This window comes from Kitasatospora sp. NPDC058444, assembly GCF_042721415.1.
Classification (GTDB): Bacteria; Actinomycetota; Actinomycetes; order Streptomycetales; family Streptomycetaceae; genus Kitasatospora.
Genome location: NZ_JBHXLL010000027.1, coordinates 74296 through 99423 on the forward strand (window position 1 = coordinate 74296; position 25128 = coordinate 99423).

The window sequence follows — 25128 nt, forward strand, 5'->3', positions numbered from 1 at the left end:
AAGAGCCTCCGGTGTCCCCTACCGACAACCCGACGAGTGCGCACACCTTCCAGGTGGACCTGCGCGGCCTGGTGGACCTGCTCTCCCACCACCTCTACTCCAGCCCGCGGGTCTACCTGCGCGAGCTGCTGCAGAACGCGGTGGACGCGATCTCCGCCCGCCGCGCCCTCGACCCCGAGGCGCCGGCCAGGATCACCGTCCGCGCCGACGACGAGCTGTCCGTCACCGACACCGGCATCGGCCTGACCGAGAAGGACGTCCACACCTTCCTCGCCACCATCGGCCGAAGCTCCAAGCGCGACGCGGACGGTCGGCTCGACGGCGCCGGACTGGCCAAGGCCCGCGGCGACTTCATCGGCCAGTTCGGCATCGGCCTGCTCGCCTGCTTCGTGGTCGCCGACGAGATCACCGTGGTCACCCGCTCCGCCGCCACCCCGGACGCCCCGGTGATCGAGTGGCGCGGCAGCTCCGACGGCAGCTACACCATCCGCACGCTGCCCGCCTCGGCCAAGCCCGAACCGGGCACCACCGTCACGCTGACCCCGCGCGCCGACGCCGCCGAGTGGACCCGCCCCGGCCGGGTCCTCACCCTCGCCCGGGACTTCGGCAGCCTGCTGCGCCACGACGTCACGGTGATCGACGCCGCCGGCACCGAGCACCGGGTCAACCGCACCCCGCCGTGGGCCGAGCGCCACGCCTCCCCGCTGGCCAGGCGCGACGCGCTCGCCGAGTACTGCCGCGCCGCCTTCGACTTCACCCCGCTCGACACCATCGAGCTGGACCTCCCGCTGGTCGGCCTGCGCGGCGTCGCGTACGTGCTGCCGGACGCCGCCCCGCCCTCGCGCCGCAACGGCCACCGGGTGCACCTCAAGGGCATGCTGCTCTCCGACCAGGCCGACGAACTGCTGCCGGACTGGGCCTTCTTCGTCCGCTGCGTCGTCGACACCGACGGGCTGCGCCCCACCGCCTCCCGCGAGGGCCTGTACGCCGACGAGACGCTCGCCGCCGTCCGGGACGCGCTCGGTGCCCGGATCCGCGACTGGCTGACCGGCCTGTCCGCGAGCGACCCGGCGCTGCTGCACCGCTTCCTGTCCGTCCACCACCTGGCCGTCAAGGAACTCGCCCGCTACGACGACGAGTTGCTGCGGATGATGCTGCCCTGGCTGCCCTTCGAGACGACCGACGGCAACGTCACCCTGGACGAGTTCGCCCGCAGCCACGCGACGGTGCTGGTGACCCGCACGGTCGAGGAGTTCCGCCAGGTCGCCCCGATCGCCGGCGCGGCCGGACTCGGCGTGGTCAACGGCGGCTACACCTACGACCATGACCTGGTCCACCGGCTGCCCGAGATCCGCCCCGGCGTCTCGGTCTCCGACCTCGACCCGGGCACCGTCACCGCGCACCTGGACACCGTGGACCCGGCCGTCGAGCTGGCCGCCAACGCCTTCCTGGCGACCGCCCGCGAGGTGGTCGGCCGGTTCGACTGCGACGTCGCGCTGCGCAGCTTCCACCCGACCAACGCGCCCGCCCTGCTGCTCGACAACCGGGAGGCCCGGCACGAGCGCACCAGGGCCCAACTCGCCGACGAGGCCGACGGGCTGTGGGCGGACATCCTCGGCTCGCTGCGCGCCGAGGTGCCCCGCGCCCAGCTGGTGCTCAACCACCTCAACCCGCTGGTGCGCAGGGCCGCCACCATCACCAGCCGCGAGCTGGCCGTCACCGCCGTCGAGGCGCTGTACGGGCAGGCCGTGCTGATGACCCGCCGCCCGCTCAAGGCCAGCGAGTCCGCCCTGCTCAACCGCTCGTTCCTCAGCCTGCTGGACCACGCCATGCTCGGGCACGAGGCGGCGGGCTCCCCCGACGGCGACCAGGAGGCGTGATGCTGGACACCCCCGACGCGGTGATGGCCGGGCTGCGCGAGAACGACGCCCGCCCGTACGGCCGGACCAGGACCGTAACGGCCGAGGAACTCGTCGACGCCGCCGAGCAGTTCGACGACACCGGGGTCCGCTCGATGGCCCTGCTGGAGCTGATGGAGGCCTACGAGTACGACGGCGAGCGCAGCAAGAGCCCGGTCGTCTTCGCCCGCATCCTCAGGCTCTGGGACACCGACCCGGACGGCTTCGGCGAATGGGCCCGGCACCAGGTGCTCTGGCGGTTCAAGTGGGTCGCCGACGCGCTCAAGGACACCCCGGACGTCCCGCTCGCGGCGATCCGGCGCTGGCACACCGAACTGCGCGACCGCTACCGCGCGGCCGGCCACGACCTCCAGCCCTACTACGCCCAGCGCTACCACCTGGCCGTGCAGACCGGCATCGACGTGCAGGACGCCTACGAGCTGTGGGCGGCCCGCCCGCGCTCCGAACTGAGCGACTGCCACGCCTGCGAGACCCGCGCCCGCGCCCGGCACTTCATCGCCGCCGGGGACGACGCCCGGGCGCTGGAGGTGCTCGCCCCGGTGCTGGACGGCCGCAGCGGCTGCGAGCAGGAGCCCCACCTCAGCCAGGCCACCGCCCTGCTCGCGCAGCTGCGCCAGGGCCGGCCGGACGACGCCCGCTCCGGCCACCTGTCCGGCTACCGCTACGCCCGCGGCAAGGCCGCGATGCTGAACGCCGTCGGTCTGCACATCGAGTTCTGCGCGCTGTCCGGCAACGAGCCGCGCGGCCTGGAGCTGCTCGCCGAGAACCGGGACCTGTTCGCGGTCACCGGCGAACCCGCCGGCCGGCTCGGCTTCCTGACCGGTGCCGAGGTGCTGCTGGCCCTGCTCGCCCGGGCCGGCCACGGCGAACTCGCGGTCAGCGGCCCGGCCGGCACCGCCTGGACGGTGGACTCCCTGCTCGGCCACGTCCGCGCCGAGGCCGACGCGCTGGCCGCCCGTTTCGACGCCCGCAACGGCACCGACGCGGTCGGCGCCGAGCGGCGCGCCCGGCTGGCCGTCGAGCCGCTGCTCGCCGAGCCGCTGGCGCTGGGTGTGCGGGCCGTCGCCGCGCCCGGGCTGTCCGCCGCCCCGGCCGTCGCGCCCGCGCCGCGCCGGGCGGCCGAGCCGGAGCCGGAGGACTTCACCGCCCTGGTGCTGCGGGCCCGCGAGCTGGAGGTGCTCGGCCACCCGGACGCCGACCGGCTGTGGAAGCGGGTCGCCGAGCGCGCCGGCGCCGCCGACTTCGTCCACCCGCGGAGCGCCGAGCTGGGCGGCCCGGAGCGGCTGCGCGCCGAACTCGCCGAGCAGCGCGCCCACGAGGCGCTCCAGCGGGACGCGTACGCCGAGGGCAAGGCCGGGCTGCTGGCCGCCGCCGAGCTGTTCGAGCAGGCGGGGCTGGCCGGGGCGGCGCTGATGTGCCGCACCCGGACCCTCATCGCGGACCTGGACGACGGCGCCGGCGACGAGGGTGCCGCCGACGAGCGTTCCGCCGACGAGGACGCCGCGGCCGGCGGGTCCGGTGGCCGGCGGCCCGACTGGGCGGCGCTCGACGCGGCGCTGGCCCGGGCCGAGGAGCTGCGCGCCGGCGGCGAACTGACCGACGACGACTACCTGATCGTGCTGCAGACCCGCGCCTACGCCGCCCACCACGACCTGGCCGAGGCGCTGCCCGAGCCCGCCGACGAGGTGGCCGAGCGCTTCGAGGCGGTCGTCGGGGCCTACCACCGGACGGCCGTGGAACTCGGCTCCGAGCGACGGGCCGCCACCTCCCGCCAGTACACCGCCGACGTCGCCGCCCGGAAGGGGCTGCTGGCCGAGGCGGAGGCCGAACTGCGCGAGGTGCTGGCCCGGTTGGACGCCGCCGAGCTGGCCTGGCACACCCCGCGGGTGCTCGGGCTGCTGGGCCAGGTGCTGCTGCAGGGCCGCGAGCCGGGCCAGGCGGTCGAGGTGTTCCACCGGGCGCTGGCCGAGGCCGTGCGCTGGGGCGACGACTCCTACCCTTACGCGCCGACGTACATGATGCTCGGCCACTCCTGCCTCCAGGTGGGGGACCTCGGCGGCGCCGTCCGCGCGTTGTCGGAGGCTGCCGCGCGCTACGACCGCAAGGGCGCCGAGGCGGTCGGGGAGGCCGCCCAGGTGCGCCTGCAGCTGGCCGACGTGCTGCGCGACACCGGGCGGGCGGCGGACGCGGTGGCCGTGCTGGAGTCGGTGCTGCTGGACGCGTCGGCGGCCCGGCTGGACGTCCGGATGCTCGCCCAGACCCGGCTGGACCTCGCCCGGGGCCTGTCCGAGCTGGAGGAGCACCGGGACGCCGCCGAGGAGTACCTGCGGCTGGCCGACCTGGTGGCCGGCTGGGAGGACCAGCAGACCCACACCATGGTCGCCTGCGAGGCCACCCTGGCGCTCGCCCGGGCGGACCGCTGGGACGCCGCCGAGGCGGCGCTGGCCCGCGCCCGCGAGGCGCACGGCAAGGCCCCGCAGGTGGACCAGCTGGCCGCCACCCTGCGGGAGCTGGCCCGGCTGACGATGCGGGAGCAGGGCGAGGAGGGGCTGGCGGCGGCGCTCGCCCTGCTGGCCGAGGCGGACGCGGTCGGCGACGCGGCCGAGCAGTGCGGCGACGAATACAACTCCTGGTACCTGCGCGGCGGTTCGCACTACGAGCGGGCGCGCTCGCTGGCCGTCGCCGGGCGGCACGAGGAGGCGCTGGCCGAGGCCGAGCGGGCCGTCCCGGAGTACGAGGCGGGCGGTGAGCGGGCCGAGTCGCCGCGGGCGGAGTCCGTCCGGCTGGCCGCGCTGATCGAGGGCAGCGACCTCGGCCGCCCCGAGGCGGCGGTGGCCCGGCTGACCGCCGCCATCGCGCGCTGCGAGGCGGCCGGGCTGCCGGAGGCGGCGGAGGTGCTGGTGGAGCTGCGGGAGCGGTTCGCCGGGGAGTGACCCGCGCCGTGCCCGCGCGCGGGGGCGCCACGAGTGCCCCCGCGCGCCTGGGCGCTGCCGCAGACCCGATGGGCCGCAGCCCCGGTGGGGGCAAGCTCCCGCGCAGCCGCACCGACACCCCCTAGAGTTGACGGGTGGCCAAGGAGAACACGAACCGTGTGGACGGGCAGGTGCGCGCCGGCGCCATCGTTCAGGCGCATACCATCGAGCAGTTGAACCTGACCCAGCAGGCGCCGCCCGCCGTCCCCTGGCAGCTGCCGCCCGAACTTCCCTACTTCGCCGACCGGACCGATGAGCAGCAACAGGTCCTCGTCGCCACCTCCGAGGAGCCGACGGCCGGCGGCCCGCTGGTGATCACCCTCATCGGCATGGGCGGCATCGGCAAGACCGCCCTCGGCTTCCAGCTCGCCCGCTCCCTGCGCCGGCTCGGCCGCTGCCCGGACGGCATCCTCCACCTCGACCTGGACGACCTGCGGCGCGAGGGCACCGCCGACCCCGCCGACGCCCTCGGCGAGCTGACCCTGGGCCTGGACCCCGACGCGGTGCTCCCGCCCGGCTACGCCGACCGGCAGCGCCGCTACTGGACCGCCAGCCAGGACAAGCGCCTGGTGCTCGTCCTGGACAACGCCCGCACCGGCGCCGAGGTGCTGCCGCTGCTGCCCTCCTCGGCCGGCGGCATCGTCATCGTCACCAGCCGCGGCCCCCTCCACGACCTCGACACCGCCCGCGCCGTCGAACTGCCGCTCGGCCCGCTCGACGGCGAGGACGCCACCGGTCTGCTGCGTGCCACCGTCTCCGGCCGCCTCGCCGCCGATCCCCGGCTCGCCGCCGACCCGGAGGCCGCCGCCGAACTCGCCCGCCGCTGCGCCGGGCTGCCCGCGGCGCTGCACGTCGCCGGGCGCTGGCTGCGCCGCTACCGTCACCGCGAACTGCGCAGGCTCATCGACGAGTTGACCGTCGAGCTGGATCGGGAGGGGGTGCCCGTGGTGGAGGCCGTCTGGGACGCCGCGTACGCGAGCCTGAGCCCCGGAGCGGCCCGACTGTACCGGCTGCTGCCGCACCTCCCCGGGCCGAGGGTCACAAGCGGGGCCGCCGCCGCGCTGCTGGGCGGCGGTGCGAGCGCCGCCGAGGACGCGCTGGAGGAGCTGGACGAGGCGGGGCTGCTGCTGCCGCGGCCGGACGGGCGGGGGCTGCACGACCTGATCCGCGGGCACGCGTCGCGGCGGGCGGAGGGCGCCGCCGAGGACGTCCCGGCCGCCCGGCGGCGGCTGGTCCGCTGGTACCGCCGGCAGGCCGCCCGCGCGGACCTGGTCGCGGCCGGGCCGCGCCTGGTGGTGGCCCGGCCGGCCGTCGAGGAGCCGGGGCTGGCGGAGGCGCCCGACCTGCTGTTCGCCTCCGCGCACGAGGCCCTGCACTGGCTGGAGCGCGAGCACCTCGCCCTCTACGGCTGCGTGCGGATCGCGTACGAGGACGGCCTGGACGCCGACGCCGTCGCCCTGTGCGAACCGCTCTGGACGCACTTCCTCGACCACCAGCACTACACCGACGTGATCGACGCCTTCGGCCTCGGCGTCGCCGGTGCCGGCCGCTCCGAGGACCCGCTCGCCGTCGTCCGGATGCGCTGCCAGCTCGCCCGCCCGCTCTGGGAGCAGCGCCGCTACGCGGAGGCCGCCGAGGAGCTGCGGGTCGCCGTGAACCGGGCCGAACTGCTCGGCAGCACCGAACTGGAGCGCAAACTGCGCGCCTCCGCCGTCGAGTTCCGCGGCAAGCTGGCCTCCATCCAGGGCGACTGGGCCGCCGCCGTGCCCGACTTCGAGGCGGCCCGGGCCGAGCACCTCGCGATCGGCAACACCTACGGCGCGATGCTCCAGACCTACCTGCTCGGCCGCGCCGCCCTCGCCCTCGGCGACCCGGGCCGCGCCATCGCGCTGCTCACCGAGGCGCATCGGGTCGCCGCCGACCTCGGCCGTGAGCGCATGATCTCCCGCACCGCCTTCGAACTCGCCTCCGCCCTGCGCGCCGCCGACCGGACGGACGAGGCCGCGCCGCTGTACCGGGCCGCCCTCGACGGCGCCCGGGCGCGGAAGTCGGCCGCCGACGAGCTGCGGGTCCTGGACGCCCTGGCGGACTTCCACCAGGAGCTCGGCGAGGACGACGCGGCGGCCGGCTACCGGGCGGAGGCGGACCGCCTGCGGGGGTAGGGCGGTAGGGCCCGTCCGGCGGAGCCGAGCCGGTCAGACCGGGACCTCCGCCTCGGCCTCGGTGGGACGGGCCAGCTGGATGCGGTGGGCGGTGCCGCCGAGCCGGGCGGTCAGCGTGGTGGGGAGCGCGCCCAGGGCGTCCGGGTGGGCGGCGAGCCAGGCGTGCACGGCGGACAGGGCGGCGGCCGGGTCGGTGCGCCGGACCCGCCCGCCGGAGCGGTCGGGGGCGACGCGCACGGCGACCGGGGCGCCGCCGTAGCGGCGCAGCAGGGCGGTGGTGGGGGAGAGGACCACCGCGGCCGTGCGGCAGTTCGGGTACTCCTCGAAGGCCTCGGCCGTCCAGTCGGCGGCGGTCCGGCACTCGTGGTGCCAGCCGGTCGCCGCCGCCGGGGTGCCGGCGCGGTGGTAGAGCAGGGCGGAGCTCCGGAGCGCGCGGGTGCCGGCCCGGCCGAACTCGGCGGCGAGGTGGTGGAAGGGCGGCTCCGTCCAGGGCGGGAGCCGCTCGACGGTGACCTCCCCGGCGGTCACCGACGCCCGGACGGCGAACGCGGCCGGGGCGTACGGGGCGCGTTCGGGCAGTGGCAGTGGCAGCGGGCGCGGCCGTACGGGGTACGGCGGTGGGACGAGGTCGAGCAGCTTGTACAGCTCCGGCCGCAGCGTCTCCAGGCTCCGCCCGGTGAGCGCGAAGGCCTGCTCGGCGAACCGGCGGGTGCCGCCCGGGCGCTCCGGCAGGACCGGCGCCGCCGGGTCCAGGCGCGGTACGGCGGCCAGCAGGCGGGCCATCGGGCTGCCGGGGATCAGTTCGTCCGCGCCGTCGCAGGCCGCGACCACCGGCAGGTCCAGGGCGGCGGCGTAGAGCGCCACCGAGCCGTGGTCGGTGACCAGCGCGTCCGCCGCGACCAGCAGCGCCGCCCACTCCTCGTAGGGCGCCGCGAGCAGCAGACCCGCGTCCAGTGCGGGGCGCAGCCGCCGGGCCAGGTCGAAGGCGCCGGTCCGGCTGTACTCGTTGGGGTGGACGATCAGCGCCAGCTGGTACCCGTCGTACGGCAGCCGGGCGGCGAGCTCGGCTGGCAGGTCGGGGCGGCGGGAGAGCAGCGACTGCGGACCCCAGGTGGAGGACAGCACCACCAGCCGTCGGCCGCCGGTGCCGAGCGCGGAGCGGACGGCGTCGCGCCGGTCCAGGGACTCCAGGATCCGGTCGAGCGTCGGATCCCCGGCGACGACGGCGTGCCGCCGGGCACCGGGCACCCGGGCGGCGAGCTGCTCGACCTGGTCGGGGTGGGCGAGGGCGTGCAGGGCGGCGGTGGGGCGGCCGTCGCTGAGCAGGAACGCCGGGTCGAGGCCGGACGGGAGCCCGGGCGAGCCCTCCCGGGCCAGCGCCTTGTTGAAGCCCGCGCCGTGCGGGAGCAGCACCTGGCGGCCGCGCAGGCCGTCCAGGGCGCCCTTGGGGCTGGCGGTGAGGATCAGGTCGTGCGCGGTGGCGAGGGCCTCGGTCCACGGGATGGTGCGGGCCCCGGCGGCGTCCACGGCCGCGAGCGCGTCGGCGGCGAAGTCGGAGCCGGGCACCAGGGTGAAGCGGCAGCGGACCCGGTCGTCACCCTCGAAGACGGGCAGCAGGTCGAGCAGCCGGTGCAGCGCGGCGGCCGAGCGCACGGCGAACAGCACCTCGGCGGGGGCGTCCGGCCCGCGCGCAGGCGTGGCTGGCTGGCTGGCTGGCTGGCTGGCTGGCTGGCTGGCTGGCTGGCTGGCTGGCTGGACCAAGGGTCCCGTAGCACACCTCAGCACCCCCCGTCGAGGGTGCGGCGGCACCGGCTCGGCGTGGTCGGGGTGGTCCTGCGGAGGCATAGGGGCGATGGTAACGGCCGGGGCGCGGAAACGGCGTGGATCAGCGAACTCCGCCCCACCGCTCTCCCCCTCGCCGGACGCCCCGTCAGCCGCATCCGAATCTACGTGATCGACTCCGGAGGCATCGCGGCAGGTCAGGCCCCGACGACGGTGCCCGCACCGGTCCCGGTCGCCCTGGCCACCACCCCCGTCCCGACTCCCGCCCCGGCCGCCACCCCCGCCAGCAGTCCGCTGACGGCGGGGGACCAGGGGCGGCCGGTCGGTCCGGTCAGTGACAGCGTCCGGTGGACGGCGGGCCGGATCGGGACCAGCACGCAGTCGGCCGGGAGCATGGTCAGCGCCAGCGCGGGCATCACCGAGACGCCGACGCCCGCGTGCACCATGCCGATCAGCGTGTTCAGGTCGCGGATGCGGTGCCGGGGCGTGAAGCGGGTGCCGGCCCGCCGGTATGCCTCACGGATCTGACGCTCGCAGCCGCCCTCCGAGAGCAGGAAGTCGTCGTCCTCCAACTCGGCCACGTGGATGGTCGGTTGACCGGCGAGCGGATGGTCGCGGCGGAGCAGTGCGTGCATCGAGTCGGCGCCGAGCGCGACCGCCCCGGGCGGCAGCGGACCGGCGTCCACCAGGACGGCGGCGTCCACCGTGCCCGCCTCCAGCCAGGCCGCCAGCTCCTCGTCCTCGCCCTCGAAGACCCGGACGGTCAGCTGCGGGTGGGCCGCCCGCCAGTCCTTCAGCAGCCCGGGCAGCAGTGCCTGGCAGACGGTGGTCGGCGCCGCCAGCCGCACGGTGCCGGTCAGGCCGCCCGAGTGCCGGGCGGCGATCGCGCGGACGGCGAGGGCCGAGGCGACGGCCGTCCGGGCGTGCGGGAGGACCTGCTCGCCGAGCGGGGTGGGGCGGCACGGACTGCCGCGCCGCAGCACGGGTGCGCCGAGGCTGCGCTCCAGTGCGGCGACGGCGTGCGAGACGGCGGACTGGCTGATGCCCAGCTCGTCGGCGGCCGCGCCGAAGCCGCCGGTGTCGGCGACCGCGACCAGCGCCCTGAGCTGGGCCAGGTTGACGTCCGAGGTCATGAGACTTCCTCATCGCGAGTGCACTGCCACTTGTTGGACTCATGCTGCGCCGCGGGGCGACCCTCTGTCCAGGAACCGCGACGGGAGCACAGGAGTACGGAGGTGGTCGGGGTGCGGCGCTGGTTGCCGGGCTTCGTGGCGCTGTCGGCGATCTGGGGCGCGAGCTTCGCCCTGATCAAGGTGGCGGTCGACGCGGGGACGCCGCCCGTGTGGGTGGCACTGTGGCGCTGCCTGCTCGGTGCCGTCACGCTCTGGGCGGTCCTGCTGCTGCGGGGCGAGCGGGCCCCGTGCGACCGGGCACTGTGGGGACATTCGGCGGTGGTCGCGGTGCTGCTCAACACCGTGCCGTTCACCCTGTTCTCCTTCGGCGAGACCAGGGTCAGCTCGGTGCTGGCCGGGGTGATGAACGCGACCACCCCGCTGTTCACCCTGCTGTTCGCGGTGCTGACCGTCCCCGAGGAGCGCCGTCCGGACGCCCGCCGGCTCTCCGGTCTCGCGCTCGGCTTCGTCGGCGTGCTCGTCGTGCTCGGGGTCTGGCGCGGCCTCGGCGCCGGGGCGACCACCGGCGCGCTGGCCTGCCTGGCCGCCACCTGCTGCTACGGCGCCGGCTTCGCCTACCTGCGCCGCTTCCTGTCCGGCCGCCCGGAGTCGGTGACCACCCTCTCGGCGCTCCAGATCGGCTGCGCCGCGGCCGAGCTGGCCCTGATCGCCCCGCTCGCCGCGGGCGCCCCGCACTGGCCCGGCCGGGCCGCGGCCGCCGCCCTGCTGGTGCTCGGCGCGCTCGGCACGGGCCTGGCCTACCTGCTCAACCTGGGCCTGGTCCGGGCGGCCGGCGCGACGGTCGCCTCCGCGGTCACCTATGTGACGCCGCTGTGGTCCACCGCGTTCGGCGCCGCCCTCCTCGCCGAGCCGGTCGGCTGGAACGCCCTGGCCGGCGGCGCGCTGGTGATCGCCGCCGTCGCGCTCACCAGGCCGCGCCGGGCCCCGGTGGCGGCCCCGGTCGAGGGACCGACGGAGGGGCCGACGGAGGGACCGACGCAGCCCCCGAAGGGCCGTCAGCCGGTCGGTTAGGGTGGACCGGGTGAGCGAGGGGAGCGGTGGCCAGGGGCCCAGCGACGGGCCCGGGGGCGGCGAGGGCGCCGTCGAGGGGAGCCGTCCGGGGGAACCGCAGCCGACGGCCGTCCGCGAGGCGCTGTGGGCGCACCCGCTGCGCTTCCCGTTCACCCGCTGGGTGCCGCGCTGCTGGGCGTACCTGCTGAGCGGCGCACTGCTCGGGCCGCTGCTGCTGGCAGTCCTCGCGGTGCTACTGGTGCTCGGTGCGGGCCTGTCGGTGGTCGGCGTCGGCCTGCCGGTGCTGCTCGCACTGGCGTTCGCGGGCATCCCGGCCGCCGCCGTCACCCGGTGGCGGCTGCGACTGGTCGAGCCGGTCCCGCTGCCCGACCCGCACCGCGGCCTGCCCGGGGCCGGCCGCCGCGCCCGGGTCCGCACCCGGCTGCGCGAGCGGGCCACCTGGCGCGAACTCGCCCACGCCGCACTCGCCGCCACGGTGCTGGCCGCCGCCTCACTCGGCTTCACCGCGCTGCTGGTGCTCTCCGGACTGTACGTGCTCTCCCCCCTGGTGGTCTGGGCGCTGGCGCCGGAGACCGTGATGCTGATCCCCGGGCACGCCGTCCCCGGGCCGCTCGCCGCCCTGCCGTTCAGCGCCGCCGGGCTGGCCGGCCTGCTGCTCTGCGCGTACGCCGGGGCGCTGCTGACCGCCGCCGAGGTCGCGCTGGCCCGCCTCCTGCTCGGCCCCCGGGACGACGACCTCGGGCGTCAGGTGCTCGAACTCACCCGCTCCCGGGCCAGGTTGGCCGACGCCTTCGAGGCCGAGCGGCGCCGGATCGAGCGCGACCTGCACGACGGGGCGCAGCAGCAGCTGGTCGTGCTCAGCATGACCCTCGGGCTCGCCGCGTACGAGCTGCGCGAGCAGGAGGGCCGGGCCGCCGAACTCGTCACCCGGGCGCGCGGCGAGGCCCGGGAGGCGCTGGAGCAGCTGCGCGCACTGGTGCGCGGCATCCACCCGCAGGTGCTCACCGACCACGGGCTCGCCGCCGCCGTCGCCGAGGTCGCGCTGCGGCACCCGATCCCGGTGGCCGCCGACATCGAACTCCCGGAGCGGCTGCACCCCGCCGTGGAGACCACCGCCTACTTCACCGTCACCGAGGCGCTCACCAACGCCGCCAAGCACAGCGGCGCCACCGCGATCACCGTCCACGGGCGGGTCGCGGGCGGCCGGCTGGTCGTCCAGGTGACCGACGACGGCCGCGGCGGGGCGGACCCGGCCGCCGGGGCCGGACTGGCGGGACTCGCCGACCGGGTGGCACTGCTGAGAGGACGGCTGATGGTGACGAGCCCGACGGGCGGCCCGACGACGCTGCGGCTGGAGGTCCCGTGCTCCGGGTCGTGATCGCCGAGGACGCGGTGCTGCTGCGCGCCGGACTGGTCGAACTCCTCGCCCTGGGCGGCCACCGGGTGACCGCCGCCGTCGGCGACGCCGAGGCGCTGGTCGCCGCCGTCGACGCCGACCGGCCGGACATCGTGGTCACCGACGTCCGGATGCCCCCCGACCACACCGACGAGGGCCTGCGCGCCGCCCTCGCCCTGCGCGAGCGCCACGCGGGCCTGCCCGTCCTGGTCCTGTCCCAGTACGTGGCCACCCCGTACGCGACCCGGCTGCTCGCCGCCGCCGGTGCCCAACCAGCCGGTCTGGGCTACCTGTTGAAGGACCGGGTCGGTGACGTCGCGGACTTCCTGGACGCGCTGCGGCGGGTCGCCGACGGGGAGACGGTGATCGACCCCGAGGTGGTCCGGGTACTGCTGCGCGCCCAGTCGGCCGACCGCCCGCTGGCCCGCCTCACCCCGCGCGAGCGCGAGGTGCTCGCGCTGATGGCCGAGGGCCTCAACAACCAGGCCGTGGCAGGCCGGTTGAGCATCACCGAGGCCTCGGTGGTGAAGCACTGCGGGAACATCTTCATGAAGCTGGACCTGGACCCGACCGAGGGCAACCGGCGGGTGCTCGCGGTGCTGGCACACCTGCGCGGGCAGTGACCGCAGGGCCGGGGCCCGCGGACGATCGACCCCCTTGTCACGGCGGTCGCGGTGCCGGAACGATGGCGTCATGGCAAGGACACGGGAACCGCAGAGCGCGCTCGTCAACCGACTGCTCAAGGGCGAGGCGACCAGGGACGACACCACGACCGCCCAGACCAACTTCCTGCTGTGGCTGCGACAGGAGTGGGCCGGGGACGGGGACTTGGCGCTGGCGGAGTGCCAGAGCGTGCTGACGGCGGCCGGGGGTGAGGAGTGGCGCGGAATGCCGGAGCGCGATCTGTCCGCCCACGTCTGGCTGTTCAGCTTCTCCTGCCCGAGCCGCGACGACCTGTCGGGGCAGGCGCGGAACTGGGTGGCGGCGGTGCGCGCCAACGGCGGGGCGGCCGCGATCGCCCGGCTGGTCAGGCACCTGCGGGGGCAGCCGGACTGACTCCGGCAACCGCGTCGGGCAGCGGCACGGCCGGGTCGAGCAACTCCGTGAGCCGGCGCGCCGAGGCCTCCCAGGTCCAGTGCTCCTCCACCCAGCGCCGCCCCGCCGCCCCCATCCGGGCCCGCTCGGCGGGCGGGGCCAGCAGGAGGCGGGTCAGGGCGGCGGCCACCTCGGCGGGGGCCCGGCCGTCGACGACCGTGCCGGTGACGCCGTCGAGAACGGTGTCCGGGGCGCCGCCGGAGCGGCCGGCCACCACCGGGAGGCCGGCCGCGGCCGCCTCCAGGAAGACGATGCCCAGGCCCTCGGCCTCCAGGCCCAGCCGACGGGTGCGGCACGGCATCGCGAAGACGTCCGCCCCGGCGTAGTGGACGGCCGTGGCGGAGTGGTCCAGGCCGCCGGTGAACACCACGCTGCCCGGCTCGGTCAGCCGGCGGGCCAGGCCCCGCAGCCGGTCCTCGTCCGGGCCCCGGCCGACCAGGACCAGGGTGGTCCCCGGCACGGCCCGGCGGACCGCGGGCAGCGCGCGGATCAGCACGTCCTGCCCCTTGCGCGGGACCAGCCGCGCCACGCAGAGCACCACCGGGGCGGCGAACGCGTCCGGGGCGGGGTCCTCGAAGGCCGGCCCGATGTCGGACGGTGACCGCCGGACGTCGGAGGCAGGCCGGACGTCGGAGGCCGGCCGGAAGACCGACGGGTCGACCCCCGGCACCAGGCGCACCAGCCGGGCGTCCGGCCCGAGCGCGGGGGCGATCCGGGCGCGGGTGTAGGCGCCGAGGTAGGTCACCACGTCCGTACCGCGGCCGATCCGGCGCAGCAGGCCGCGGGCGCCCGGGGTGCGGGCCCACCAGATCTCGTGGCCGTGCGTGGTGGCGACCGTCCGGCCGATGCCGGGCGCCAGCCGCCGCAGGCCGGGCGCCATCGCGGCGAGCGGAGCGGCGGCGCCGAACCAGACCCGGTCGCAGCCGTGCGCGCGGGCTATGTCGGCGGCCCGGCGGGTGACCCGCGGGGTCGGCAGCAAGGTGCGGGCGCGGTCGCGGATCACCGGGTACGGGAGAGCGGCGTCGTGGCGCTCCGCGCCCGGTTCGGCCGAGGTGTAGACCACGACGTCGTGGCCGGGGACGCGGTCGGCCAGGGCCCGGACGAAGGTCTCGATGCCGCCCTGGCGCGGCGGGAAGTCGTTGGTGACGACGAGGGTGGTGCCCATGGCAGGCCTTTCGGAGTGTTCGGAGCTTTCGGGGTGCATGGAGCGCTCGGAGCGTTCGCAGTGCTCGCAGTGCTCGCAGTGCTCGGAGCGTTCGAAGTCGAGGGCGAGAGGGAGAGCAGGACGAGGACGAGCGGCAGCGCGAGGTAGCCGAACCGCCCGGCGGGCGCCAGCAGGAAGGCCGCCGACAGCCCCAGGGCCAGCCGGTGCGCCGCCGCGGCCGCGGTGCGGGGCGGGCGGGCGACCAGCGAGGCGCCGACGGCGAGCCCGGCGAGCAGCAGCAGGCCGACGGCGGCGCACCAGCCGGGCGGGCCGAGGTCGGCGAGCAGCCGCCCGGGCAGCGGGCTGGCGGCCGGGGTCGGCAGCCGGCCGCGTCCGGTGGGGAAGGCGAACACCTGCTCCACCAGCGGACCGGGCGCGCGCAGCGCCACCGGCAGCACGGCCACCGCCGCCGCCCCCACCGCGACGGCCACCCCGCGCAGCGCCGCGCGACGTCCGGCCGTGACCGCCAGCAGGGCCGTCACCACGGCGAGCGCGGGCCAGGCCGTCCACTTCAGCGAGCAGGCGGCGGCCAGCGCCAACCCGGCCGCCACCGGCCGCCGTTCGGCGGCGCGGACCAGGGCGAGCCGGCAGAGGCCGATGAGCGGCAGGTCGACCCCGCTGACGCAGAGCGGCAGCGCGACCACCGGCGAGACGGTGAGCGCGGCGGCACCGAGCCGGCGCCCGGCCGGTACCGTCCGCAGCACGCAGAGCAGGAACACCGCCGCACACCACAGCCGGGCGTCGCCCAGCGGCGAGCCGCCCAGCAGCGCCCGGGGCAGGCCCAGCAGGGCCATCCCGGGGAGGTACGGGGTGTACTCCGTGACGGTCAGCGGGTCGGCCAGGTACGGCGTGCCGGTGCGCAGCAGCAGCTCCCCGGAGCGCTCGATCACTCCGACCTCGCTCTGCGCCCGTCCGTCCAGCAGCAGCACCAGCAGCGGCACCAGCACCGCCCCGACGGCCGCGACCGCCACCGACACCTCACTCCCGCGCCTCCGCACCAGCGCCACGGCCAGTGCCGCCGCCAGGTACCCGCAGGCCGCGACGGCCCCCCAACTCCGGTGCGGCCCGAGCCCGGACAGCACCGGAAACGCCCCCGCCCACCCGGCCGCGACCACCCACCCGCCGCACCACCACCACGCCCGTTTCGTCACCCCTTCATTGCATCGACGCAGCTCGGCGGGGTCATCACGGCCAAGTCGACTCCTGTGGTGGGGTTTCCCCCACCTCGGGCCGGAGGGCAGGGCAGCGGTGGTGCGGGGACGGCGCCGCCCGGCCGGCGGCGCGCGTGCGGCCGCCGGTGGTGTGGAGCCGCTTCCTCCTCCCGGCCCCGCGCTGACGTTCGGTGGCCGGTGGATTACTGATCGTCCCCGGCGCACCGCTATCCTCGCCCTGTGCGGAGGTCGTGGGGTGCGGCGGTGGAGCGGGCGCAGGACCGGCTGGCGGCGGGGCCGCGGCTGCGGGCGGTCGGGTCGGGGGAGGAACGCCGGTTCGCGCGCTGGGACTTGGCGTCCCTGGTGGAGGGCGAGCTGGGCGAGCCGGTGGACCCGGACGGGCTGTCGCCGCAGGCGGAGCGCGGGTGGCGGGAGCGGCTGGGGGAGAGCGGGCGGGAGTGGCCGGGCGGGGAGCTGTACCGGCGGCGCTACTGGATCCGGGACGACACGGGCACGGTGGTGGGCACCGTCGCGGTGGACAACTGGACCAAGGGCCCGAGCCAGCTCGCCGTCTCCTCCCTCTACGTGACGCCGGCCGCGCGCGGGCGGGGCCTGGCCGCCGCCGCGCTGGACGAGGTGTACGCGGCGGCCACCGCCGAGGGCCTGCCGGGGTTCCGGCTGGAGGCGCACTGGACCTGGCAGCCGGCGGTCCGCTACTACCTGCGCCGGGGCCTGTGGGTGGTGGGCTGGAAGCATTCGCTGTCCTTCGCCCGGATGCCCCAACTCCCCCTGCACCGGGTGCGGGAGGAGGACGGCCGGCTGCTCCTGCTGGTCGCCGACCGGCTGCGCGGCTGGGTGCCGATACTGGCCGCCGGGCAGGAGGGCCGCTGGTTGCGGCTGGACGAGACGGCGGACTACCGGGGCTGCGACGGCTGGGTGCACGAGTACGCCCGCTCCACGCTGGCCCTGTGCCTGGCGCTGGCCGGCCGTCCGCTGGTGCGCGGCCCGCAGTGGTGGGCGGAGGCGTGGCGCTGGTCGGACGCGGGGGAGCCGGAGGGCCTGGCGTACCGGATCGAGGAGTTCGAGCGGGCGGCCCGCACGGCGGGCCGGCAGCTGGTGAGCCCGTACCGCCCGGTGCCGCTGCCGGTGCCGGGGTCCGCGCGGTCGGAGTCCGGGCTGCCGGGGTCCGGGGCGTCGGAGCAGGCCGCGCCGGAGCCCGGGCGGTCGGAGCGGGCCCCGTCGGCGTCCCCGCAGCTGGCAGACTCGGGGGATGGCTGAGATCGAGATCGACGGCGCCCCCGCCGACCCGGCGCGGCTGGCCGCGCTGGGGCTGCTCAACTACGGGCACTTCACCACCCTGCGCGCCGAGGCGGGCCAGGTGCGCGGCCTGGCGCTGCACCTGGACCGGCTGGTCCGGGACTGCCGGGTGCTGTTCGGCGCCGAGCTGGACCGGGCGGCGGTGCGGGAGCGGATCGGCGCGGTGCTGCCCGCCGACGGCGTGCCGGTGATCGTCCGGGTCACCGTGTACGACCCGGCGCTCGGCCTGGAGCGCCCCGGGGCCCCGGCCGTACCCGCCGTGCTGGTGACCACCCGCCCGGCCGCGGCGGCCGGGCCCGCCCCGCTGCGGGTCCGCACCGCGGCGTACCGGCGGGAGCTGCCGGAGGTGAAGCACGTCGGCCTGTTCGGCCTGGTCCACCACCGCCGGCAGGCCCAACTGGCGGGCTTCGACGACGTGTTGCTGGTGGACGAGGACGGCCTGGTGGTCGAGGGCGCGACCTGGAACGTCGGATTCCTGGCCGAGGGGAAGCTGGTCTGGCCGCAGGGCCCGAGCCTGCCGGGCGTCACCGAGGCCCTGCTGTCGGGCGCGTACCGGGGCCCGCAGTCCCGCGAGCCGGTGCCCGCCGACGGGCTGGACCGCTTCACCGCCGCCTTCGCGGTGAACGCGGGCGTCGGGGTGCGTCCGCTGGCGGCCGTGGACGGCACCGCCTTCGACCCCGCCCACCCGGTGCTGGCCGAGCTGCGCGCCGTCTACCGGGGGGTTCCCGCCGAACCGGTGGGGGGATAACCCCACCTCCGGTCCGCCGGTGGCCCGCATGGTTCGCGGAGCGCGTCCTCCCTAGGTTGGAGAACGTTGACGACGAGCGCCGCGAGGACGCGGAACCGAAGGAAGGCCCACCCATGGCACGCCGCCAAGACCGCCGCAGGACCGACGAGTTCGGGACGGACCAGTACGGCACCGACGCCTACGGCCCCGACGGATACGGCGCCTCCCCGCACGCCCCGGCCCCGCACTCGGCCCCGCACGCGGCCCCCGCGATCGAGCTGCGCGGGGTGAGCCGCGGCTACGGGCGCGGCGAGGCGGCGGTGCAGGCGCTGCGCGGGATCGACCTGGCGCTGGCACGCGGCAGCTTCACCGCGGTGATGGGCCCGTCCGGCTCCGGCAAGTCCACCTTCCTCCAGTGCGCGGCGGGCCTGGACCGCCCGGACTCCGGGCAGGTCCGGCTCGGCGGCGAGGACATCACCGCGCTGAGCGAGAACCGGCTCACCGAGCTGCGCCGCAGCCGGATCGGCTTCGTCTTCCAGTCCTTCAACCTGCTGCCCTCGCTGACCGTCGAGCAGAACGTGCTGCTTCCGCTGCGTCTCGCCGGGGAGCGCCAGGACCGTGGTCGGGCACGGGAGTTGCTGGGCCGGGTGGGTCTCGGTGAGCACGGCAGGCGCCGGCCCGGCCAGCTGTCCGGCGGCCAGCAGCAGCGGGTGGCGATCGCCCGCGCGCTGATCACCCGCCCCGATGTGGTGTTCGCCGACGAGCCGACCGGCGCGCTGGACACCCGGACCGCGCACGAGGTGCTCGCCCTGCTGCGCCAGGCCGTGGACTCGCTCGGCGCGACCGTGGTGATGGTGACCCACGACCCGGTGGCCGCCTCCTTCGCCGACCGGGTGCTGTTCCTGGCCGGCGGCGCGATCGTGGACGACCTGCCGCACCCGAGCCCGCAGACCGTAGCGGACCGGATGGTCGCGCTGACCGCCCACCCGGTGGGGGCGGCGGCATGACGAACGGACTCGCGCGCTCCTCGGTGCGCTTCCGGCCCGCGTCCTTCGTGGGCACCCTGGTCGCCCTGGTGCTGGGCGCCGCGGTGGTGGTGGCCTGTGGCGTGCTGCTGCAGACCGGCCTGACCGCGAGCCTGAAGCCCGCCCGGTACGCGCACACCCCGGTGGTGGTCGCGGCCGATCAGGCGGTGAAGGTCCAGAAGAAGATCGCCGACGACGTCGAGACCGTCGAGCAGGACACCCCGGAGCGGGCCCGGACGGACGCCGCGCTGGTCGGCCGGCTGGCCGCGCTGCCCGGGGTCGCGGCCGCCCGCCCGGACACCGCCTTCCCGCTGCCCGCCACCGGCCGGGCGCCGGCCCTGACCGGCCGGGGCTTCGCGGCGCTCGGCATCGCCGGCCCCGGCGACACGCTGGTGGAGGGCCGCGCGCCCGGCGCGAACGAAGTCGTGCTGGACGCCGAGACGGCGCGTGCTGCCCACCTCGCGCCCGGCGCGAGCCTCGCACTCACCGCGCCCGGCGGCACCGCGAACTACCGGGTCTCCGGCCTGGCCGCCGCCCAGCAGGCGGGCCCCACCGCCTGGTTCGCCGACGCCACCGCCGACCGCCTCTCCGGCCACCCCGGCCGCGTCGACGCCATCGCCGTCCAGCCCCGCGAGGGCGTGACCGCCGCCGCGCTCGCCGCGCAGGTCCGCCAGGCGGTCGGCGGCGACGCCCGGACCTTCACCGGGGACGGCCGCGGCACCGTCGAGCACCCCGCCCTCGGCGGCGCCCGCACCATGCTGATGGCCCTCGGCGGCACCTTCGGCGGCTACGCCACCATGACCGCGGTCTTCGTGGTGATGAGCACCGTCGCGCTCGCCACCGGCCAGCGCGCCCGCGAGTTCGCCCTGCTGCGCGCCATCGGCGCCACCCCGCGCCAGATCCGCCGCACCATCGCCACCGAGGCGATGCTGGTCGCGCCGCTCGCCGCGGCGCTCGGCATCCTGCCCGGAATCGCCCTCGCCCGCTGGTGGTTCGGCCAGCTGGTCGAGCGCGGCGCCGTCCCCGCGGGCATCCGCCCGGACGTCGGCCCGCTGCCGATGCTCGCCGCCGTCCTCGCCTGCACCCTCGCCGCGCTGACCGCCGGCTTCCTGGCCGCCCGCAGGCCGTCCCGGATGCGGGCCGCCCAGGCGCTCGGCGAGGCCTCCGCCGAACCGCCCCGCCCCGGAAAGGTGCGCACCGTCCTCGGACTGGTCTTCGCCGCCGGCGGCACGGCCGCAGCCGCCGTCGCCAACTCCCTCGACGGCGACAAGGCCGCCCAGACCGCGCTCGGCGTGGTGATGTGCTTCATGACGGCCGTCGCCCTGCTCGGCCCCTGGCTGGCCCGGGCCGCCGCCGTGGTCCTCGGGGCCCCGCTGCGGGCCGGCGGCGCGCCCGGCTCGCTGGCCGCCGACAACACCCGCGCCAACGCCCGCCGGCTGGCCTCCGCGATCACCCCGATCGTCCTGGTCACCGCCTTCTGCGGCACCCTGCTGGTCCTGCAGAGCACCGTGCGCCACACCACCGGCGAGAACGTCCGGGCCGGCGTCACCGCCGACCACGTGATCGGCGCCACCGGCCCCGGCCTGCCCGCCGGAACGGCCGAGCGGGCGGCCCGGGTGCCCGGCGTGGACGCCGTCGTCGGCCTGCTGCGCACCGGAGTCGTCTACGAGAACGCCGGCCAGCTGGGCACCGCCCCCGCGCTCGGCGTCGACGGCGACCCGGCCCGGCTGCCGAAGGTGCTCGACCTGGGCGTGCGCAGCGGCACGCTCGCCGACCTCGGCCGCGCCCCCGACACCATCGCGCTGAGCGCCACCCTGGCCGACGCGTTCGGCGCCAAGGTCGGCGACCGGGTCCCGCTCTGGCTCGGCGACGGCACCGCCGCCCGGCCCGCCGTGGTCGCGGTGTACGACCGCGGACTCGGCGTCGGCCAGGCGCTGCTGCCCCGGGACGCGGTGGCCGCGCACGTCACCGCCGGGTACGACAGCCAGGTGCTGGTCGCCGACGCGCCGGGCGCCGACCCCGCGGCGGTGGCCGCCGGGCTGGGCGGACTGGCCGGGGCCGCCGTGACCGACCGGGCCGGGTTCGCCGCCCAGTCCGACAAGGACCTGGAGCTCAGCGGCTGGGCCAACACCGTGATGGCCGCCGTGCTCGGCGGGTTCGCCGCCGTCAGCGCGGCCAACACCCTGGTGATGACGGTGCTGGACCGGCGCCGCGAGGTCGCGCTGCTGCGACTGGCCGGCACCACCCGGCGCCAGGTGCGCGGCATGATGCGCTGGGAGGCGCTGCTGGTGGCCTCGACCGGACTGGCGGTCGGCACCGCCATCGCCGCGGTCACCCTGGTGCCGGTCGCCCGGGGCGTGGCCGGCTCCGCCCCGTACGTGCCGCCGATGCTCGCCCTGCCGCTGGCCGCCGGAGCCGTGCTGCTCTGCCTCGCCGCGACCGGGGTGCCGGTCCGGGCGCTGCTGCGGACCCGGCCGGCGGCCCTGGGCGCGGCGCGGCAGTAGCGGGCCGAGCGGGGGTGCTCGTGAGCACGGCGCGGACCCCAGGGGCGCGCCGAGCCGTCTGCTTCACCCGGACGGTGGAGTGCCGGAGGGCGTGCGCTGCGCCCTCCGGCACTCCTGCCCTAGCGTCGCCGGAAGAGGATCCCGCCGACGCCCGGAGCCGCCGCATGACCACCCCCGCCGAACGCCGCCGGCACGGCCGGGCCGCCCGGGAGCGGGTCTCCCGCTCCGCCCACGGCCGGTGGATCCCCTCCGCCGACCGGCCCGACCCGCTCGACGTGCTGGAGCGGCAGTGCGAGGGCCGGGTCGCCTCGCTGCTGCCGATCCGCCGCGGGCGGATGGCGGACAGCCCGTTCGCCTACCTGCGCGGCGCCGCCGCCGTCATGGCGGCCGACCTCGGTGCCCTTCCCGACACCGGCCTCACCGTCCAACTCTGCGGCGACGCCCACCTGTTGAACTTCGGCCTGTACGCCTCGCCGGAACGCGCACTGCTCTTCGACGTCAACGACTTCGACGAGACGTACCCCGGCCCCTTCGAATGGGACGTCAAGCGGCTCGCCGCCAGCGTCGCCGTCGCCGCCCGGGACAACGGCCAGGACGAGGAACGCGCGCGCCGTGCCGCCCGGGCCGCCGTCGAAGGGTACGCGAGCGCCATGCGACGGCTGGCGGGCCAGGGTGAACTCGACGTCTGGTACGCCCGGGTGGACACCGCGCAGCTGCTGCCGCTGCTGACCAAGCCCCGGCAGCGCCGGCGCGTCGAGGCCGAGCTCGCGCGCGCCCGGCGCCGCACCAGCCTGCAGGCCATGGGCAAGCTCACCGAGGAACGGGACGGGCAGCGCCGGATCATCAGTTCGCCGCCGCTGATCGAGCCGCTGAAGAAGGACGAACTGCGCAGCGTCGGCAAGGTGTTCAGCGACTACCGGGCCACCCTCGCGGAGGACCGCCGGGTGCTGCTGGACCGCTTCCGGCTCGTCGACGCGGCGACCAAGGTGGTCGGCGTCGGCAGCGTCGGCACCCGCTGCTTCATCGTGCTGCTGGAGGGCGGGAACGGCCGCGACCCGCTGTTCCTCCAGATCAAGGAGGCCGGCCGGTCGGTCCTGGAGGACCACCTGCCGCCGTCGCGGGTGGATGCCGAGGTCGCCGCCCACCACGGCGGCCGCCGGGTGGTCACCGGCCAGCACCTGATGCAGGCCGCCAGCGACATCTTCCTCGGCTGGACCACCGGCCCGGCCGGACGCCACTTCTACGGCCGCCAACTGCGCGACATGAAGGGCTCGGTCGAGATCGCCGACCTGAAGCCCCCCGGCCTGCGCGCCTACGCCGACCTCTGCGGCCGCACCCTCGCCCGCGCCCACGCCCGCACCGGCGACCGCCTCGCCATCGCCGGCTACCTCGGCAGCGCCGACACCTTCGCCGAGGCCATCGCCGAGTTCGCCGTCCGCTACGCGGAACAGACGGTGGCCGACCACGGCCGGCTGGTGGCGGCGATCGCGGCCGGCCGACTGGCGGCGACGCCGGGCGTGTGAACTGGGGTCGTGGGGTGCGGTGTTCGCGCCGCGATCGGCCGGACGACCCGACGCGGTGGCCGCCGCGTCGGGTGAGACCGGTGCGGACGCGGTGGGGCGCCACCCGCGCGGGTGCTCCGCAGGCCGTGCGGCGGTCCCGGAGACCGGCGCCGTGATCCGCCGCTCGCGGTCAGCCGACCCGCGGCCGCACCGCCGCGACCGCCAGGGCGGCGGCGAGCAGCAGGCCGCCCGCGTAGAACGGGCCGAGGGCGCCGGCCGCCGTGCCGAGGGCGGCGGCGGCGAGCAGCGGGCCGGTGGTGGCGCCGAGGTTGAGGGCGGCGGTGGCATAGGCGCCGGCCAGGGCGGGGGCGCCGGCCGCCTCGTACAGCACCCGGGTGATCAGCGTGCCGCCGACCGCGAACGACAGCGCGCCCAGCAGGAACACCAGCGGGAACAGCGCGCCCGGACGGCCCGCCAGGACGGCGAGCGCGGGCCAGCCCACCAGCAGCAGCGGGCCGCCGACGGCGAGGACCAGACCGGGGCGCCGGTCCGCGAGCCGTCCGGCGACGGTGACCCCGGCGAACGACCCGGCCCCGAACAGCACCAGCGCGACCGGCACCCACAGCTCGCCCAGCCCGGCACGGCCGGTCACCACGGGGGAGAGGAAGGTGAAGCCGCCGAAGGTCGCCGCGTTGACCAGCGCGGCGAGCAGCATCGCGCGGAGCAACCGGGGGCGGCCCAACTCCGCGAGCTCCGAGCGCAGGGCCGGAGCCAGGGCGTCGCACCGCTCGTCCGAAGTAACCAGGGGCGGAAGGTACTTGGCGATCCCTGCGGCGGCCGGCAGGCAGAGCAGGGCGACGGCCCAGAACGCGGCGCGCCACCCGAACAGCGCGCCCAGCACCGCCCCGCCCGGGACGCCGGCCACCGTGGCCACCGTCGTCCCCGACAGCAGCACGGCGAGCGCCCGCCCCTTGCGGTCCGCGGGGACCAGGGCGGCGGCGGTGCTCAGGGCCACCGCCAGGAACCCGGCATTGGCGAGCGCGGCCACCACCCGGGTGGCGAGCAGCACCGGGAAGCTCGCGGTGAGCGCCCCGACGGCGTGCGCCGCCGCGAACGCCAGCACGAACCCGAGCAGGCTGCCGCGCCCCGGCCGGTTGCGGGCGAGGGCCGCCATCAGCGGCGCGCCGACGGCCATCCCGACCGCGAAGGCCGAGGTCAGCCCGCCGGCCGTGCCGACGGTGACACCGAGGTCGGCGGCGAGGCCGGGCAGCAGCCCGGCGAGCATGAACTCCGAGGTGCCCATGGCGAACACGGCCAGGGCGAGCAGGTAGAGGGGGAGAGGCATCGAGAGGCTCCGAAGCGGGGCGGGGGGAACGAGAAGGACGGACGTCTCGTCACCGCACGTTCAGCCGCCGGGCGGCGCAGGTGCGGCGCTCGCTCGGACCTCGGTGGTGCAAGGGTTCCCGGGGTTCAGGGGGCTGACGGTGCGTGACCGAAAGCCCCCACCCTGGATGCCTCAGGGCTCGACATGCCCGCAGGCTACCCGACCGTCCGCCGTCGAAGCACCCGGTTTTCCGGTTGCCCCGGCGGGGGCGGATGACCTTGGGTGGAGCGCATGAACGAACTGCGCACCGAACGCCTGCTGATCCGCCGCTGGCGGGAGTCCGATCTCGCCCCGTGGGCCGCGATGAACGCCGACCCGGAGATCCGCGAGCACCTCGGCGGCCCCCTCACCCGTGAGCAGAGCGATGCCTCGGTGGCGCGCTTCGAGGCGGCGATCGACCGGCGCGGGTACGGCTGGCTGGCCGTCGAGGTGCGGGAGAACGGCGAGTTCGCCGGCTTCGTGGGCCTGGACGACATCGAGGAGAAGGATCCGGTCGACGGCGTCGAGACCGGCTGGCGCCTGGCCCGCTCCGCCTGGGGCCACGGATACGCCACCGAAGCGGCCCGCGCCGTCCTCGGTCACGGCTTCGACACCCTGGGCCTGCCCGAGGTCCTCGCCATCACCACCGTCGGCAACCTGCGCTCCCAGGCGGTGATGCGCCGCCTCGGGATGACCCACGACCCCGCCGAGGACTTCGACGACCCCACCGTCCCGGAGGGCCCGCTGAGCCGCAACGTGGTCTTCCGGCTGCGACGGGAGGATCACCTCTTCTAGGGTGTCCCGC

18 protein-coding genes are annotated in these 25128 nt (G+C 76.9%); 13 read left to right on the forward strand and 5 right to left on the reverse strand.

The window, feature by feature from the left end:
• The first annotated feature begins 11 nt into the window (after positions 1-11).
• From ACFWP2_RS25675 to ACFWP2_RS25685, 3 genes are all read left to right on the forward strand, one after another.
• Positions 12-1880 (forward strand): HSP90 family protein, encoded by a 1869-nt coding sequence (locus ACFWP2_RS25675; RefSeq protein ID WP_380455378.1) that lies wholly within the window; start codon positions 12-14, stop codon positions 1878-1880.
• Positions 1880-4852: a hypothetical protein gene (locus ACFWP2_RS25680; RefSeq protein WP_380455380.1), complete on the forward strand. Its 2973-nt coding sequence runs from the start codon at positions 1880-1882 to the stop codon at positions 4850-4852. Before ACFWP2_RS25675 ends, ACFWP2_RS25680 begins: the two co-directional genes overlap by 1 nt.
• Before the next feature lie 134 nt (positions 4853-4986).
• The gene (locus ACFWP2_RS25685; protein WP_380455382.1) at positions 4987-7053 is read left to right on the forward strand and encodes an NB-ARC domain-containing protein; all 2067 of its coding nucleotides are present in this window, start codon (positions 4987-4989) and stop codon (positions 7051-7053) included.
• Between the two features lie 33 nt (positions 7054-7086).
• Here the strand turns inward: ACFWP2_RS25685 and ACFWP2_RS25690 are convergent, their stop codons facing one another.
• Both ACFWP2_RS25690 and ACFWP2_RS25695 read right to left on the reverse strand, forming a co-directional pair.
• Positions 7087-8706: a translation initiation factor 2 gene (locus ACFWP2_RS25690; protein ID WP_380455384.1), complete on the reverse strand. Its 1620-nt coding sequence runs from the start codon at positions 8704-8706 to the stop codon at positions 7087-7089.
• 326 nt (positions 8707-9032) lie between these two features.
• Positions 9033-9968 carry a LysR family transcriptional regulator gene (locus tag ACFWP2_RS25695; protein WP_380455386.1) on the reverse strand — a complete coding sequence of 312 codons (936 nt, stop codon included), beginning with the start codon at positions 9966-9968 and terminating at the stop codon, positions 9033-9035.
• 111 nt (positions 9969-10079) lie between these two features.
• Here ACFWP2_RS25695 and ACFWP2_RS25700 point away from each other — a divergent pair, with 111 nt between their 5' ends.
• The 4 genes from ACFWP2_RS25700 to ACFWP2_RS25715 all read left to right on the forward strand — a co-directional run bounded on the left by ACFWP2_RS25700 (position 10080) and on the right by ACFWP2_RS25715 (position 13491).
• A complete protein-coding gene (locus tag ACFWP2_RS25700; protein WP_380455388.1) occupies positions 10080-11039 on the forward strand; it encodes a DMT family transporter in 960 nt (319 codons plus the stop codon).
• Between the two features lie 121 nt (positions 11040-11160).
• Positions 11161-12417, forward strand: a complete 1257-nt coding sequence (locus ACFWP2_RS25705; protein WP_380455454.1) for a sensor histidine kinase — start codon at positions 11161-11163, stop codon at positions 12415-12417.
• Positions 12402-13058, forward strand: a complete 657-nt coding sequence (locus tag ACFWP2_RS25710) for a response regulator (RefSeq protein WP_380455390.1) — start codon at positions 12402-12404, stop codon at positions 13056-13058. Before ACFWP2_RS25705 ends, ACFWP2_RS25710 begins: the two co-directional genes overlap by 16 nt.
• 70 nt (positions 13059-13128) lie before the next feature.
• Positions 13129-13491: a hypothetical protein gene (locus ACFWP2_RS25715; protein ID WP_380455392.1), complete on the forward strand. Its 363-nt coding sequence runs from the start codon at positions 13129-13131 to the stop codon at positions 13489-13491.
• Here the strand turns inward: ACFWP2_RS25715 and ACFWP2_RS25720 are convergent.
• On the reverse strand, positions 13463-14644 hold the full coding sequence (locus ACFWP2_RS25720; protein WP_380455456.1) for a glycosyltransferase family 4 protein: 1182 nt from the start codon (positions 14642-14644) through the stop codon (positions 13463-13465). The two genes, ACFWP2_RS25715 and ACFWP2_RS25720, sit on opposite strands and share 29 nt — an antisense overlap.
• On the reverse strand, positions 14530-15705 hold the full coding sequence (locus ACFWP2_RS25725; protein WP_380455394.1) for a glycosyltransferase 87 family protein: 1176 nt from the start codon (positions 15703-15705) through the stop codon (positions 14530-14532). The genes ACFWP2_RS25720 and ACFWP2_RS25725 overlap by 115 nt, the downstream gene beginning before the upstream one ends.
• 420 nt (positions 15706-16125) lie before the next feature.
• Between ACFWP2_RS25725 and ACFWP2_RS25730 the strand changes: the two genes are divergently transcribed.
• The 5 genes from ACFWP2_RS25730 (at position 16126) to ACFWP2_RS25750 (ending at position 22981) form a co-directional block, all read left to right on the forward strand.
• Positions 16126-17163 carry a GNAT family N-acetyltransferase gene (locus tag ACFWP2_RS25730; protein WP_380455396.1) on the forward strand — a complete coding sequence of 346 codons (1038 nt, stop codon included), beginning with the start codon at positions 16126-16128 and terminating at the stop codon, positions 17161-17163.
• Positions 17156-17950, forward strand: a complete 795-nt coding sequence (locus ACFWP2_RS25735) for an aminotransferase class IV (RefSeq protein ID WP_380455399.1) — start codon at positions 17156-17158, stop codon at positions 17948-17950. The genes ACFWP2_RS25730 and ACFWP2_RS25735 overlap by 8 nt, the downstream gene beginning before the upstream one ends.
• A 113-nt stretch (positions 17951-18063) precedes the next feature.
• Positions 18064-18936, forward strand: a complete 873-nt coding sequence (locus ACFWP2_RS25740) for an ABC transporter ATP-binding protein (protein ID WP_380455401.1) — start codon at positions 18064-18066, stop codon at positions 18934-18936.
• Positions 18933-21458, forward strand: a complete 2526-nt coding sequence (locus ACFWP2_RS25745; RefSeq protein ID WP_380455403.1) for an FtsX-like permease family protein — start codon at positions 18933-18935, stop codon at positions 21456-21458. The genes ACFWP2_RS25740 and ACFWP2_RS25745 overlap by 4 nt, the downstream gene beginning before the upstream one ends.
• A 164-nt stretch (positions 21459-21622) precedes the next feature.
• On the forward strand, positions 21623-22981 hold the full coding sequence (locus tag ACFWP2_RS25750; RefSeq protein ID WP_380455405.1) for a DUF2252 domain-containing protein: 1359 nt from the start codon (positions 21623-21625) through the stop codon (positions 22979-22981).
• 169 nt (positions 22982-23150) lie between these two features.
• Here the strand turns inward: ACFWP2_RS25750 and ACFWP2_RS25755 are convergent, their stop codons facing one another.
• Positions 23151-24305 (reverse strand): Cmx/CmrA family chloramphenicol efflux MFS transporter, encoded by a 1155-nt coding sequence (locus ACFWP2_RS25755; RefSeq protein ID WP_380455407.1) that lies wholly within the window; start codon positions 24303-24305, stop codon positions 23151-23153.
• Between the two features lie 270 nt (positions 24306-24575).
• Between ACFWP2_RS25755 and ACFWP2_RS25760 the strand changes: the two genes are divergently transcribed.
• The gene (locus ACFWP2_RS25760) at positions 24576-25118 is read left to right on the forward strand and encodes a GNAT family N-acetyltransferase (protein WP_380455458.1); all 543 of its coding nucleotides are present in this window, start codon (positions 24576-24578) and stop codon (positions 25116-25118) included.
• The last annotated feature ends 10 nt before the right edge of the window (positions 25119-25128 follow it).

Bases quoted from the DNA above. Each gene is read 5' to 3' on its own strand.
- ACFWP2_RS25760 (WP_380455458.1), top strand. From the start codon at position 24,576: ATGAACGAACTGCGCACCGAACGCCTGCTGATCCGCCGCTGGCGGGAG.
- ACFWP2_RS25750 (WP_380455405.1), top strand. From the start codon at position 21,623: ATGACCACCCCCGCCGAACGCCGCCGGCACGGCCGGGCCGCCCGGGAG.
- ACFWP2_RS25680 (WP_380455380.1), top strand. From the start codon at position 1,880: ATGCTGGACACCCCCGACGCGGTGATGGCCGGGCTGCGCGAGAACGAC.
- ACFWP2_RS25715 (WP_380455392.1), top strand. From the start codon at position 13,129: ATGGCAAGGACACGGGAACCGCAGAGCGCGCTCGTCAACCGACTGCTC.
- ACFWP2_RS25755 (WP_380455407.1), bottom strand. From the start codon at position 24,305: ATGCCTCTCCCCCTCTACCTGCTCGCCCTGGCCGTGTTCGCCATGGGC.
- ACFWP2_RS25735 (WP_380455399.1), top strand. From the start codon at position 17,156: ATGGCTGAGATCGAGATCGACGGCGCCCCCGCCGACCCGGCGCGGCTG.
- ACFWP2_RS25745 (WP_380455403.1), top strand. From the start codon at position 18,933: ATGACGAACGGACTCGCGCGCTCCTCGGTGCGCTTCCGGCCCGCGTCC.
- ACFWP2_RS25740 (WP_380455401.1), top strand. From the start codon at position 18,064: ATGGCACGCCGCCAAGACCGCCGCAGGACCGACGAGTTCGGGACGGAC.
- ACFWP2_RS25695 (WP_380455386.1), bottom strand. From the start codon at position 9,968: ATGACCTCGGACGTCAACCTGGCCCAGCTCAGGGCGCTGGTCGCGGTC.